Origin of the sequence: Candidatus Gullanella endobia, assembly GCF_900048035.1 — a bacterium.
GTDB lineage: Bacteria > Pseudomonadota > Gammaproteobacteria > Enterobacterales > Enterobacteriaceae > Gullanella > Gullanella endobia.
Window position 1 is genome coordinate 266,445 of the sequence record NZ_LN999832.1, and the last position, 15,220, is coordinate 281,664.

The window sequence follows — 15,220 nt, forward strand, 5'->3', positions numbered from 1 at the left end:
CTTCTATATATTTTACGATACTAAATATGCATCTAAAAGTTAATCATTAACTCTATGTTAGTATTACTTTAAAATTACCTTTTTATTACAAGATAGAAAAAACGATTTAATAACTATATACACTAATAGTGATTTCAGTTTTCTCACACTTTATTAGCAGAACACAGAATGTATTAGGCAGAAGATAATAATAATTTATTCTCTGTTTACTGCAGAGTTTCTGATTAGTTAAGTCGTATTTGGAATGTTGTTTATTCAATATCCTTTAGATAAAAAATAATTCTTTCTAAGAACATTTTGAAAAAGAAAATATTTCTTGGATAATTTGTTTCACTTTTAATATAGTGAATATTTATGTTGTTTTTAAATCACGAGAAATATATAGATTAATTTTAAATTTTTCGATCTCACTGCTTTATTTTACATTGCTTAGCAGTACTTCTATCTTTTTCTATATAGAAAAATAAATATAATAGTACTCACTTATTCTGCGTTTTCAAGATAAGTATTATTAAATAAATATTAATAAGCTATCTAAACTATATTAATAGATTTTTAGCTATTAATATTGATATTTAATTATTTTTTAACAGAAATACTATTCAGTCAACGAGAACATAAAAGTACTATCTAACCTCATGATATAATGCTATTTCTAATACTAAGGTAATCAATTTAACTTTTTATTTCATTGATTTATATTATTAGCAGTTTCATTTATATCAGCTAACTGCGAGTCGCAGCTTTAAGTTCACGCACAAAATACTCTAAATTTTTCAACATTATATTAGGATTATCTCTATATTTTTCTATAATCTGTACGATAGCTGAGCCAGAAATCACACCGTTCGTACCAGCTTTTAGCGCAGTACGGATCTGATCTACTTCAGATATACCAAATCCTTGTAATATTGGTGCAGCCTGATATTCTTTTAAAGAATCGACTATATGTTTAATTGGAACATTTGCTCGTTTATCACTACCAGTAACACCAGAACGCGAGAGAAGATAAATATATCCTTTACTATGCAAAGCAATTTCACGTAAAAAAACATCATCAGCATTAGGTGGACAGATAAAAATAGGAGCTATATTATGACGTAAGGCAGCTTGTCGAAATACTAAACTTTCTTGTAGCGGTACATCTGCTAAAAGTAGTGAATCAACGCCAACTTCGGCGCAATGAGCATAAAAAGTATCTATTCCCTTATTATAAACAAGATTGGCATACATTAACAAACCAATCGGTATTGTAGGGTGTTTTTGGCGAATTGTTTCTAACATTTTAAAACAATGAGTTGGTTTCACTCCGGAAGAAAGCGCGCGAAGATTAGCATTCTGAATAGTATAACCATCAGCTAATGGATCGGAGAACGGAATACCAAGTTCTAATGCGTCAGCACCCGCATCGACAAGTATATCAATGATACGTAGTGAAAGTGTAACGTTTGGATCACCGAGGGTTACAAAAGGTACAAATGCACCTTCATGATATATAGCTAATTGGCTAAACAACTGTTGATAACGCTCCATTAAATCTTTCCTCGCGTTTTCAAAATATTATGAACAGTAAAAATATCTTTATCGCCGCGACCAGACAGGTTAACGACTAAGATTTGTTCCTTATCCGGTTCCGTTTGTATTATTTTTAGTGCATAAGCTAGTGCATGAGATGATTCTAACGCTGGAATAATACCTTCATGGCGCGAAAGAGAACAGAAAGCATTTAGGGCTTCTTCATCGGTAGCTGATACATATTCTGCTCGGCCTATACTATCAAGATAAGCATGCTGAGGACCTACTGAGGGAAAATCTAAACCAGCTGAAATAGAATAAGATTCTTCAATCTGTCCTTCAGCAGATTGCATCATAGGTGATTTCATGCCGAAATAGATACCTGTACGACCATGTTTTAACGATGCTCCATGCTTCCCAGTTTCAATACCTAACCCTCCTGGTTCTACACCAATTAAACGAACTGTTGGTTCATCAATAAAATTAGCAAACATACCAATAGCATTAGAACCACCACCGATGCAGGCTATAACTATATCCGGTAAGCGATTTTCGTGTTCTTGAAGTTGAGTTCGTGTTTCTTCTCCGATCATACGTTGAAATTCTCGTGCAATAGTTGGAAATGGATGTGGACCAGCAGCAGTACCTAACATATAGTGGGCACGTTCATAGCTATCAGACCAATCACGTAATGCTTCATTACAAGCATCTTTTAAAGTAGAGGAACCACTCTTTACCGGAATAACTTCGGCTCCCATTAACTTCATGCGAAATACATTTGGTGATTGGCGTTCAATATCTTTAGCTCCCATGTAAATACGACATTTTAATCCCAGCAATACAGAAGAAAGAGCAGAGGCTACACCATGCTGACCAGCACCAGTTTCAGCAATAATTTCAGTTTTTTCCATTTTCTTGGCGAGAAGTGCCTGTCCTAATACTTGATTAGTTTTATGGGCACCACCATGTAGTAGATCTTCGCGTTTAAGATAAAGTTTAGCACGAGTTCCAACTGTTAAGTTTCGACATAAAGTAAGAGGAGTTGGTCGGCCAGCATAGTTTGTCAATAAATCGTTAAATTCAGCCTGAAATTCAGGATCATTTTGAGCACTGACGAAAGCTTCTTCTAGTTGAATCAACGCAGGCATTAAGATTTGTGGCACATACATACCACCAAATTTACCAAAATAAGGATTAAGTTTAATCATAATTGATTATCTCTCACGGTATCAATCTAAAGGTTAATAATCGCGCAATATTTGAAATACCTTAGCTAGTTTATGATGATCTTTAATGCCTGGAGTACTTTCTACACCAGAATTAAAATCTAGTCCAGCACAACCAAGACGGGCTGCTGCTGCACAGTTATCTGTTGATATAGCGCCAGCAAGGATAACGTTATCCAGCACAGATCCGTTTAATACTGACCAGTCAAAAGATTTTCCGCTGCCCCCACCATTGTCCAGCACATAGCGATCAACCTGGATTAGATTACGTTTTGGTAGTGTTTTTTGCATATCAAGCGCTTTCCAGATACGGCACTCGTTCGATAAGACACAGCGTAGCGTATTAATATAAATTTGATCTTCGCTACCGTGCAGTTGAACTGCTGCCAGTGATAATATGCTAGCAATTTTAGCAACATATTCCACTGGCGCATCGCGAAAAACACCGACATAGCGAAGCGCTGCACCGGCTATCACAACGCGGGCTATTTTAATATCTATACACCGTAGGGATTCAGGAACAAAAATTAATCCACCGTAAATTGCACCTACTTCTAGAGCAGCGCGAGCATCAATAGCACGAGTAAGACCACATACTTTGTTTTCTCCTATTAGGACATGATGTACAGCCATAGTCAGATTAGGTTTTGACATTAGCGCACTTCCAATAAGAAATCCGTTTACATAATGACTAAGCTCACGAACCTGATGATAGTGGTTAATACCGGACTCGCTAATAACCGTTACGTCCATTGGAAGTTTTGGACCAAGTATACGAGTGCGATTTAAATCAATCGACAAATCACGCAGGTCGCGATTATTAATACCAACGACTTTCGCACCTAACGCAATAGCACGTTCGCATTCTTCATCGTTAATAATTTCAGTCAATATGCCCATATTTAAGCTGTGTGCTATTTCTGCTAACGTATGATAAGTATTATCATCTAAGATAGATAACATTAATAAAATAGCATCTGCCTGATGTAAGCGAGCAAAGTAAATCTGCCAAGGGTCAATTATAAAATCTTTGCATAATACTGGCTGTTTCACTGAGCGGCTTACTTCGTATAGATAATCAAAACTACCTTGAAAATACTTTTCGTCGGTTAATACTGAAATTACAGAAGCATAATTCTGATAAACTCCAGCAATGTCAGTTGGATTAAAGTTTTCTCGAATAAGCCCTTTAGATGGTGATGCTTTTTTACATTCCAATATAAATGTTGTTTTAATACCGGACAGTACATGATAAAAATTTCGCGTACTAGGCCGAACTTGATAACGGAAACTATCTAATGCTTTTAGTTTTTGATGTTTGATAATCCATTTAGATTTATCTTCGATGATTTTCGCAAGTACTGTATCCTGATCCTGCATAACTTCCTTATCCTCTTGATCCTCTTGCTGCTAGCTCCATTACACGTTCATAGGGAGCGCCACTATGAATTTCTTCCAACACTAAATGGGTATTATCAGGAAGATTTTCCTGACCAAATAATTTAAGAAGCAGAGCTACGTTAGCGGCAACAGCAAATTCATGCGCTTGCTTACCTTTACCTTGTAACAAACGCGTCAAAATACCAGAATTTTCTTCTGCTGAGCCTCCACGTAGCGCATCTGCTGGCTGGGTCGAAAGACCAAAATCTGCTGCGTTTAAAGTATATTTCTTAATTATCCCCTCGTGTAGTTCTGCTACATACGTTGATGTATGTAAAACAAGTTCATCCATACCACCTCCGTGCACTACTGCAGCACGTTGATATCCTAATATTCGTAATGTTTCAGCAATTGGTAGAACTAACTTTGGACTATACACACCAACCAGTGCAAGCGGTGGTCGGGCTGGATTAATTAACGGACCAAGTAAATTAAATAAAGTGCGAGTTTTTAATAATTGACGAACTGGCATTGCATAGCGAAAGCCGGAATGATATTGTGGGGCGAATAAAAAACATATACCTAATTCATCTAATGCTTGACGTGATAGTGTAGCTGGCATATCTAACCGGATACCAAATGCTGCCGTTATTTCAGATGAACCTGAGTAGCTTGAAATACTGCGATTGCCATGTTTAGCTATCGGAGCGCCACAACCAGCAGCAACGATAGCGCTAGCGGTAGAAATATTGATGCTATTACTGTTATCGCCACCAGTACCGACAATATCAGCAAAAATATAATTAGGGCGAGGAAAAGGATTTGCATCAGCTAATAGTGCGCTGGCAGCACCAGCGATTTCCTCAGGATGTTCACCTCGAACTTTCATGCTAATAAGCGCAGCTGCCAATTGTTCTGGAGCTAGTTTTCCTTGAATTACACCTCTAAATAGCTTCTGACTTTGTTCACGGCTAATACGCTTACCTTGATAGAGATATTCCAGTATCGCTTGCATAAAAATCCTTCTTATTACGCTAATGCCCAGGTAAGAGTCTGATTCAACAAATGTGTTCCCTGAGTAGTTAAAATAGATTCCGGGTGAAACTGAAATCCGCAGATTCGATCAAAATCATTACGTACTGCCATTACCATATTGTTGTAGTGAGCATTAACTATTAGCGTTTCAGGCACATGAGTTCCAATTAGTGAATGATAGCGTGCTACTGACATCGGATTTTTCAAACCAGAGAACATGCTCTGACTATCATGATGGATCAGTGAGGCCTTACCGTGTAAAATCTCGCTCGCCTGGCTAACGTAACCACCATAAGCTTCTATAATTGCTTGATGACCAAGACAAATACCAATAATAGGTAATCGGCCTCGTAATATTTCGAGCAATACTGGCATACAGCCAGCTTGACTTGGTATACCAGGTCCAGGTGAGAGAACAAGGATTGGATTTTTCATTTTAGACAGCACTTGTGTAATAAGAGTAACTGGTAAGCAATTTCGATAAATCACTACACGATTACCATTAGTGCGCAGCTGATCTACTAGGTTATATGTAAACGAATCGATATTATCAAGTAATAAGATATCAGCCATTAAAATAACTCCTTTGCACTGTGAGCCATAGCAATAGCACGCAAGACAGCGCGAGCTTTATTTCGACTTTCATCAGCTTCTACTTGTGGAATAGAATCTAGCACTATACCTGCGCCAGCTTGTACTGTAGCAATACCATCTTCAACATACGCAGAACGGATAATGATACAACTGTCGAGCATGCCGGAAGCAGTAAAATATCCAATTGCACCACCGTAACTCCCACGACGTTCACCTTCTACTTCGGCGATAAGCTGCATTGCACGAATTTTTGGTGCTCCGCTTAAAGTACCCATATTCATACAGGCACGATAGGCGTGTAATATATCAAGATCAGAACGAAGTTGACCTACTACTCGAGAAACTAGATGCATTACGAAAGAATAACGATCGACTTTAGTTAAATCAGCTACATATCGGGTGCCTGGTTCACAAATACGTGCTAAATCATTTCGTGCTAAATCTACTAACATTAAATGCTCTGCTAATTCTTTATGATCAGAACGCATTTCAAGTTCAATACTACTATCAAGATCAACATCCAATGATCCGTCATCGCGTCGCCCACGTGGCCGCGTACCGGCTATGGGGTAAATTTCAATTTGTCTTGTGTCAGGAGTGTATTTCAGCGAGCTTTCTGGTGAGGCACCAAATAGGGTAAATTTATTGTCCTGCATAAAAAACATGTATGGACTTGGATTATTTTTTTTAAGCGTATGATAAGCAGCGAGCGTAGAGGGGCAAGGAAGTGAAAAACGCCGAGAAGGAACAACCTGGAAAACTTCCCCTTCTCGAATCGCCTTTTGCATTCGGCATACAATTTGAGCATACTCTTCATCGTTTTGATTGCAAGTTAAAGTCATATTATTGATGACCTGATGCGGAATTGGATCTAGTGTTTTGGTAAGTTGATACTGCAATTGTTTAAGTCGATATTGTAAGCGTTCCTTTTCTAGCGGATTGTGATTAAATAAACTACATTGCAATTTACAAGTTTGTTTTTGATGATCAAGAATTAGTAGCGTTTCCGCTAAATAAAAACAGTAATCGGGACAACGCTGTCTTGGATGAAGCGAAGGCAAAGATTCAAAGCTTGCGACGAGATCATAAGAAAAAAGTCCACCAATAAACATTGCTTTTGGTGCATCTATTGGTTGATTAACTAGCGTTAAGAGTAAACGTAGACAATCGAATACCGACAATGAACGTAGACGAGTATCTTCATCTATATCTTGTGTCAATATTGGAAATGTTAATTTCCGCTTGTAGGGATAAGCAGTAATCATAACATTTTTTGGTAAAGCAGCATCTAATAGCGGCAACAGCGCAGCGCCGTTTCCGCTCATTGCCTGTAATGTGACTGTTTGACCAATAGCTGTAATACGTAACGCGCTATCAACTACCATCATGCTTTCCAAATCATGTTTCTTATCGATCTCAGCTGATTCTAGCAATAATGTCGCAGGTCGTGTACCGCATAAATGATTAAATATAGCTGTTGGATCGGGGCGGTAAAGAGCTTGCGTATATAGTAATTCTATCTGATAGTGACTGGTTGGCATTGTCTGTTTTCCTGATTATCGCCTATACAAAACCCACTGATTTAGTAGGGCTATTTTAGATAATATGCTAAATAGCAGTAATACACAATTTTTAGCAACTCTTAAATAAAGATTTATCGCCAGTTGAAGTATGAATGTTAAAAATATTATTTATTAATAAATAAGTTTAGAGATAAAAATCAACCAGTGTAATACACTAAAAAAATAAATATATGAGTTAATATCAGATAATGTTACTTAATATTAACTCCATTAGAGATCATGTGATGAATTTATTTTTTATCTATCTAACTGAATAAAACAATGCTTTAAACTATTTAATTTAAACAAAATAGCTATACAAATAGAATTTACGATATCTAGTGGAATTAGATGATATCACTATTTTGCTTTTTTAAATAATTTCTTGATGTACAGATGAACATTAGCCTTTTAAGCTGATAAAATATCGCTTTAATAAATAAAAAAGTTAATCTTGTAAGATTATTAGGAATGTATATTTCAATACTTTTTGAACAAACAATAAAAAAATTTATTTTTCCTTTATATGTCGTTAAATCCTAAAAATAACTTATGACAATTATTAATTTAATTAATTTGATATCATTTCAGGAGTATTACATCGACGGTATAAACTATATATTTATCTTAAAAGTGTGTCTTCTTATAGCAGAATTAAACGTGCTGCTTATTACCATACTATCTTTATGTTAGATACCATCTGTACTGGATAATACATATCTGTAAAAAAATAAAAATTATTTAGATAACAATAAAATATAAGTCTATATTATATATAAAAAATTTTAAATTAAATATTTATTTTAAATATTAAATATATAAAACTTATTAAAGTGAGACGTGAGATTCAGATATTAAGGTTATATGATATGAGCGAAAACGAAAAACTACAAAAAATTATAGCCAGAATTGGACAAGGTTCTCGCCGAAAAATTGAAAATTTAATAAAACAAGGCCGCATTAGCGTTAATGGAAAAGTCGCGATACTTGGAGATCGAATTAATATTACCAATACTACTAAAATCTGTATTGATGGACAGATTGTCTTTGCCAAGTCATCAGAAAATGCTTTATGCCGAGTACTTGTCTATTACAAGCCAGAAGGTGAATTATGCACACGCCAAGATCCGAAGGGTAGACCAACGATCTTCGATCGTCTTCCATACCTTCATAATTCTCGCTGGATATCTGTCGGACGATTGGATATTAATACTTCTGGACTTTTATTATTAACTACTGATGGGGAATTAGCCAACCGCTTAACTCATCCAAGATATAAAATTAAGCGTGAATATGCTGTGTGTATTTTTGGTAAAATAGATAAAAATAAACAAAATAAGTTAATTAAGAACATACAGTTAAACGATGGTCAATCGGCTTTCTATAGCTTAACATTTAAACGAAGTGAAGGTTTTAATCAGTGGTATGCTGTAACTTTAACAGAAGGTCGTAATCGTGAGGTAAGACGCCTTTTAGCATCAGTTGGGGTTCAGATCAGTCGGCTTATCCGTGTACGCTACGGTGATATTACGCTACCAAAAAGGCTACCGCAAGGTAGCTGGAAAGAACTATCACTCAAGCAGATCAACTACTTAAGAAAAATCGTGAAATTGCCGTTTAAATTGGTTACTGAGATACCGATTAAACATGATCATTTTCATTTTAAAACTATGCAAACTTGTTATTCAGTTAATCATAATTAACATTATTAATAAATAATATAAATTAACGGAATCTATGTTATAAAAAAGCAAACAAAACATGCTACTACATAGACTATAAAGTTATAATTCATTATTATATACTTTTCTGAGTATTTATACAATAGTTAACTGTGCTAAGAAATTTAGGTAGTTATATGTCTAGTACTATTTTTCAGAAATCATATTTATATGGTATCATCAATGTGATTTCAGTATTTGTCTTAAAACATCTGTCAGTATGATATCTTTATTAATTCTATTTGCTCTTTGCAATGATATTAGTAAAAAATTATTTTACTAACCGTATATCATCTCTTTAAATAAGATCTTGCTATATATAAGAAACACTCGGTGATCTCGGTAGCGATTTATCTAAATATAATAGCATTTATCCTATGCAGTATTTAGTACTGACAAATATTAAGTTTTTTCGCGATCTAGATATATAAAGCAGATTATATAAAATAAATCATAATAAGCAATATATCTAATATATTGTCTACTAATTATGTATTAAGTATACTACCAAGCAGAACTCGAAGCGGTACTGTAAAAATAACTATTTTATATCTCTTTTATATCTTTATTACATATAATTGATATCACTTTAAAAATCTACCATTTATATTTGGACTATTATCTTTTGATAATACAATATTAGCGACCATTCTTTATAATGTTAAAAGAGTTTTTCCTTTATTTGTAGCATCTTTCATTTATACTAGTGTTCTATTTACTAGTGCTATTTTTATTTTTTTATACAACGTTGTCTCAAGCATTAGCTGGAATAATTATCAACTATTTTCATAATGAGTAAGGTGGTTTTATGGAATATTTTGCATTATACGGACTTTTTCTAGCTAAAACTATTACTGTAGTGTTAGTAATTAGTACGTTATTATTAGTAGTATTTTCTTTACGTTTACGGACACGTCAACGTAAAGGTCAGATCAAAATTGAAAATTTAAGTAAGCAATACCGTGATAGGCAGCGAGAAATGCAATTAGCAAGACTTAGTGAAGCTGAGAAGGCTATTTGGCATAAAAAACAAAAAAAGCAAGATAAAAAAAATGAAGCTAAACAAGTTAAACTTCTGACTAAATCAGGAGTTGATGCTATAGCTCGATCTTGCCTTTACGTACTAGATTTTATCGGTAGTATGAATGCAGTAGAAGTTAGTTCACTTCGTGAAGAAATTACCTCTGTATTGTCGGTAGCTAAATCAGGAGATAAAGTATTACTTCGACTAGAAAGTCCCGGAGGTGTAGTGCATGGTTATGGATTAGCAGCATCGCAACTTCAGCGATTACGGAAGAAAGGTATTCAGCTTATTATTACAGTAGATAAAATTGCCGCTAGTGGCGGTTATATGATGGCCTGTGTTGCAGACCAAATCATCACTGCTCCTTTCGCTATTATTGGATCTATAGGTGTTGTTGCACAGATTCCTAACTTCAATCGTCTATTAAAACGTAACGATATTGATATCGAACTGCACACAGCTGGAACGTATAAGCGAACACTGACGCTATTTGGTGAAAATTCTTCTTCTGGGCGCGAAAAGTTTCAGCAAGAGTTAAATGAAACACATCAACTATTCAAATCTTTTGTCAAGTGTATGCGACCTAACCTTGATATTGATGCTGTTTCTACCGGCGAGCATTGGTATGGTGAACAAGCGCTACATTTAGGATTAGTAGACGCTATTGGTACAAGCGACGAATTTCTGATTGAACAACTAGAAAATCATGAAGTAATTAGTGTACGTTTTACTAGACCAAAACGCTGGATGAGCTGTTTTACTGATAATATTATATTAGCTTTTGATCAGCTGTTTTTGAGCTACTGGCAATATGCAAAAAAACTTCTTTATAGGAAGAATTATTAAGCTATTTTCCATAAACAAAAGTGATTGTTAATTTTTAAAATCTGAAGGTTAGTGATGACTATAAACTTTATATTATTATCACATCATAATATATGTATTAAATTTAAGGATCATTAGTCGATTTTAACGCATAAAAGTTTAATTAAACACTAGAAAAAGTAATAATTTATTATGCCAAAAATTAATTATAAAAACATGATATTTCTGATAAAAAATAAACAGAATACTTAAATAATTTTAAGCAGATTATTATTTTTAAACATAAGTATTTATTTTAATATTAATAATCTATATATTTTAACTTATATAATAATCTTAACAGTTTTAATGTATTCAAATTATTTAATTTTTCTCTAATAGATTTTTCTATTTATATTGATTAATAAATTCTTATTTATAGTGATGATACTAATACCAATTTATTTAGTAAATAAAGTGATAACTAGTAATTTAAGTTTAAATTTTGCTAATTGAATATTAGATCAAGTTATTTAATTATGCTTATATCGGTCTCACTAGTTTTAGTCTATATAATTTATCTTTTATTATACCAAATAATGATTTTTTGCTATTGACTAGAAAAGCAATAACCAGATTTGCTGATTTAATATGAAATTAATTAAATTTAAATTTGTTAGGGATCGGATAGAACAGGTTATTTTTTATATACGATATCCATTATAAAAATAATTTTCTGAAGCAAATCTGTAGTGATAAGAACTTTTATTTAAAATACTACTCAGGTAAAAAAATGGGTAAAGCTCTTGTTATTGTTGAATCACCGGCTAAAGCTAAAACGATTAATAAATATTTAGGAAAAGGCTACGTAGTCAAATCCAGTATTGGTCATATCCGAGATTTACCAGCTAGCAGTTCAACAACTAATAAGAATAATAATATTCAAAAAAATAAAAAAGATAAGCTAGATCAAAAATTCGCATTAGTTAACCAGATAGGTATTGATCCTTATAATGAATGGAAAGCTCATTATGAAATTTTGCCAAGTAAAAAGAAAGTAGTAACAGAGCTAAAAACACTGGCAAAAAAAGCTGATCATATCTATCTTGCAACTGACCTTGACCGAGAAGGAGAAGCTATAGCTTGGCATCTACGTGAAGTTATTGGTGGTGCTGATAAACGTTTTAGTCGCGTTGTTTTCAATGAAATCACTCGTAACGCTATTACTAAAGCTTTTGAACAGCCGTTAAAGCTAAATCTTAATAAGGTTAATGCGCAGCAAACGCGACGTTTTATGGATCGCATTGTAGGCTATATGATATCACCACTTCTATGGAAGAAAATTGCTCGCGGTTTATCAGCCGGACGAGTCCAATCGGTCGCACTCCGTTTAATAGTAGAGCGTGAACGAAAAATAAAAGCATTTATACCTGAAGAGTATTGGGAATTGCATGCCAATCTAAAAATATCGCAGATAGCATATTTGACTATTAAAGTAAGTCATCAAAAGAAAAAACCCTTCAAACCGATCAATCAACAGCAAATTCAAGCAGCATTAGATATGCTTGAAAATGCAAATTATGTAGTTAGTGATCGTAACGATAAACTAATAACCCAAAAACCTGGAGCACCATTTACTACATCGACGTTGCAACAATCAGCTAATACCCAACTAGGTTATAGTGTAAAGAAAACTATGATGCTAGCTCAGCGGTTATATGAAGCTGGATATATTACCTATATGCGTACCGATTCTACTAATTTAAGTCAAGATGCTATTAATATGGTTCGTAATTATATTAAAGCATCTTTTGGTAGTCTCTACTTACCAAAAAAATCGAATAAATATTCCAGTAAAAATAATACTCAGGAAGCACATGAAGCGATTCGTCCTTCCGACGTTAATGTACTGGCAGAACAGTTAATGGACATAGAAGTCGATGCAAAAAAACTTTACCAACTTATATGGCGACAGTTTATTGCTTGCCAAATGAATCCAACACAATATGATTCTACTGTGCTTACTATTACTGCTGGAGAATTTCAACTCCGTACTCATAGTTATGCATTACGTTTTGATTCCTGGACCAGGGTTATGCCAGTACTAAAAAAAAGCAATGAGAATCAGGCTTTATTAAAAGTAGAAATAGGGCAGATATTTACGCTTGTTAAATTGATACCCAGTCAGCATTTCACTAAACCAACACCCCGTTATAACGAAGCTTCGCTGGTAAAAGAACTGGAAAAACGTGGGATTGGTCGTCCATCAACCTATGCTTCTATCATCTTTACTATTCAGAATCGTGGTTATGTCAATACGAAAAATCGTCGTTTTTATGCAACAAAAATAGGGGAAATTGTTACTGATCGTCTAGAAGAAAACTTTAGCGAACTAATGAGTTACGATTTCACTGCCAGGATGGAAGATGTTCTTGATCAAGTAGCTACTAATCAGCAGGAATGGAAGCGAGTATTAGATTCCTTCTTTCAGAAGTTTAATCAGCAATTAGAAAATGCCAAAAAAGATCCGGAAGATGGCGGAATGCAACCTAATCAGATGGTAATGACAAACATATGCTGTCCTATCTGTAGTCGTAATATGGGGATTCGTACTGCTATCAGCGGTGTTTTTCTAGGTTGTTCTGGCTATACGTTGTCACCGAAAAAACGTTGCAAAAATACTATTAATTTAATTTCAGAATTAGAACTTCCAAATATGCTGGAGAAAAACAGTCTAGACAATGATATTTTTTTAAAGCGCCATATATGTGGAAAATGCAGTGCTGCTATGGACAGCTATATTATCGACGAAAAACATAAATTTTATATATGTAGCAATAACCCGCTTTGCGACGGCTATAATATAGAAGAGGGCGAGTTTCATATAAAAGACTGTAAAATTTCGGTTATAGAATGTGAAAAATGTGGTGATAACATGCACTTAAAGCTGGGACGTTTTGGAAAATATATGATATGTGCTAATTATACCTGCAAGAAAACTCGTAAAATCTTGAAAAACGGTGATTTGGAACCGCCGAAGGCAGATCCAGTTCCGTTGCCTGAGTTATTGTGTAAAAAATCAGATTCATATTTTGTTTTACGCGACGGAAAAGCTGGAGTTTTTCTTGCTGCTAATACATTTCCAAAATCTAGAGAGATCCGAATGCCACTTGTAGCTGAGTTAGTCCGATTCTATGATCGTCTACCAGAAAAGCTACGATATCTCGCTTATGCACCAATAGAAGATAATAAAGGTAATAATACACTAGTACGATTTAGTCGCAAAAATAAGCAACAATATGTTTCATCTGAAAAAGATGGAAAACCTACTGGATGGTCAGCTTTCTATATTAATGGTAAATGGCAAGTAATAGAAAAAAAACAATCAAGACTACTATCATACTAGAGCTAATCTTATGATTAGCATTATTAAATTAATATTAAGTACTTTAGTACTTAATATTAATTTAAGTAGTTTTGATCATAATAAGGATTTCAATTATTTTATATAACTTAATCTATTTTTATTATCTTTCGTTAAAATTTTTGATAATAAAATTAATCAATTATTATTATGATAATAATAGGGTGGTAATAAGCAAAAATTCAATTTTTCTTATAAGCATTATTATTTAATTTATATTACATGAACTAGCTAGGAAATTATACATATCTATTAAATTGCTAAGTCATATTTTGTTAATGATATAAGCTAACTGAAAAATCATCTATCTAGAGATGAAAATATTTCTTGAAAAATTTATAATATTAGTACATCATTAAAATAATTCTATAGGTAATAGAAAATTATCTAGCATTCTAGCTGCGTTTTAAATATAAGAACTAACCTACTATCGATAGTAGCTAATTTAGTAATTATATAATAAATTTTGATAGGTCTATAAAATAAATTTTTACTATCAATAGATTTAAATATTAATTATTACATTAATCTATGTTATAGACATAACACATTTAATTATTTTTATGTAGTACTGACGAATAATAATATATATTATTAGATTAATATAAAAATAGAAAATCGTCTACTTAGATGAGATTATTAATATTAATTATTGCATTATAATAGTTAATGAACTTATAGTTTTATAACTAAAATATTAGTTATATCTATTTAATGGTAGCTATATAATATGATCGATAAATTCATTGAACTTTACAGTGATATGACTTAGATAACTATTATTAGTAGTATAGTGGAATATTATAATATTATCTATTGTTATTTATAATAAAATACAATACTTGATTATTTATATCTGATAGATCGTAGCGAATAATAGTAGATATTATAAGATCTCTATAAACACTAATGTTGGATAAACATATAATTATTTA

Annotated in this window: 7 protein-coding genes and 1 pseudogene; 3 read left to right on the forward strand and 5 right to left on the reverse strand. The window is 33.4% G+C overall.

The features are described 5' to 3' along the window. Positions 1-726: 726 nt before the first annotated feature. The 5 genes and pseudogenes from trpA to FVIR_RS00735 all read right to left on the reverse strand — a co-directional run bounded on the left by trpA (position 727) and on the right by FVIR_RS00735 (position 7,291). Positions 727-1,533 carry a tryptophan synthase subunit alpha gene (gene trpA / locus FVIR_RS00710; protein WP_067497664.1) on the reverse strand — a complete coding sequence of 269 codons (807 nt, stop codon included), beginning with the start codon at positions 1,531-1,533 and terminating at the stop codon, positions 727-729. Next, positions 1,533-2,723: a tryptophan synthase subunit beta gene (trpB, locus tag FVIR_RS00715; protein WP_067497667.1), complete on the reverse strand. Its 1,191-nt coding sequence runs from the start codon at positions 2,721-2,723 to the stop codon at positions 1,533-1,535. Before trpB ends, trpA begins: the two co-directional genes overlap by 1 nt. 33 nt (positions 2,724-2,756) lie before the next feature. Next, entirely contained in the window at positions 2,757-4,121 is a 1,365-nt protein-coding gene (gene trpCF / locus FVIR_RS00720) for a bifunctional indole-3-glycerol-phosphate synthase TrpC/phosphoribosylanthranilate isomerase TrpF (protein ID WP_067497670.1), read from the reverse strand. A gap of 7 nt (positions 4,122-4,128) precedes the next feature. Further along, positions 4,129-5,729 (reverse strand): annotated as a pseudogene (gene trpD / locus FVIR_RS02715) (bifunctional anthranilate synthase glutamate amidotransferase component TrpG/anthranilate phosphoribosyltransferase TrpD). Beyond that, a complete protein-coding gene (locus FVIR_RS00735) occupies positions 5,729-7,291 on the reverse strand; it encodes an anthranilate synthase component 1 (protein ID WP_067497679.1) in 1,563 nt (520 codons plus the stop codon). The pseudogene trpD and the gene FVIR_RS00735 overlap by 1 nt, the downstream one beginning before the upstream one ends. 890 nt (positions 7,292-8,181) lie before the next feature. Between FVIR_RS00735 and rluB the strand changes: the two genes are divergently transcribed. The 3 genes from rluB to topA all read left to right on the forward strand — a co-directional run bounded on the left by rluB (position 8,182) and on the right by topA (position 14,267). Then, a complete protein-coding gene (rluB, locus tag FVIR_RS00740) occupies positions 8,182-9,015 on the forward strand; it encodes a 23S rRNA pseudouridine(2605) synthase RluB (protein WP_067497681.1) in 834 nt (277 codons plus the stop codon). Positions 9,016-9,841: 826 nt separating this feature from the next. Continuing rightward, positions 9,842-10,903: a protease SohB gene (gene sohB, locus FVIR_RS00745; protein WP_067497684.1), complete on the forward strand. Its 1,062-nt coding sequence runs from the start codon at positions 9,842-9,844 to the stop codon at positions 10,901-10,903. Between the two features lie 751 nt (positions 10,904-11,654). Then, positions 11,655-14,267, forward strand: a complete 2,613-nt coding sequence (gene topA / locus FVIR_RS00750) for a type I DNA topoisomerase (RefSeq protein ID WP_067497687.1) — start codon at positions 11,655-11,657, stop codon at positions 14,265-14,267. Positions 14,268-15,220: the final 953 nt, after the last annotated feature.

Bases quoted from the DNA above. Each gene is read 5' to 3' on its own strand.
- trpA (WP_067497664.1), bottom strand. From the start codon at position 1,533: ATGGAGCGTTATCAACAGTTGTTTAGCCAATTAGCTATATATCATGAA.
- trpCF (WP_067497670.1), bottom strand. From the start codon at position 4,121: ATGCAGGATCAGGATACAGTACTTGCGAAAATCATCGAAGATAAATCT.
- trpB (WP_067497667.1), bottom strand. From the start codon at position 2,723: ATGATTAAACTTAATCCTTATTTTGGTAAATTTGGTGGTATGTATGTG.
- FVIR_RS00735 (WP_067497679.1), bottom strand. From the start codon at position 7,291: ATGCCAACCAGTCACTATCAGATAGAATTACTATATACGCAAGCTCTT.
- sohB (WP_067497684.1), top strand. From the start codon at position 9,842: ATGGAATATTTTGCATTATACGGACTTTTTCTAGCTAAAACTATTACT.
- topA (WP_067497687.1), top strand. From the start codon at position 11,655: ATGGGTAAAGCTCTTGTTATTGTTGAATCACCGGCTAAAGCTAAAACG.
- rluB (WP_067497681.1), top strand. From the start codon at position 8,182: ATGAGCGAAAACGAAAAACTACAAAAAATTATAGCCAGAATTGGACAA.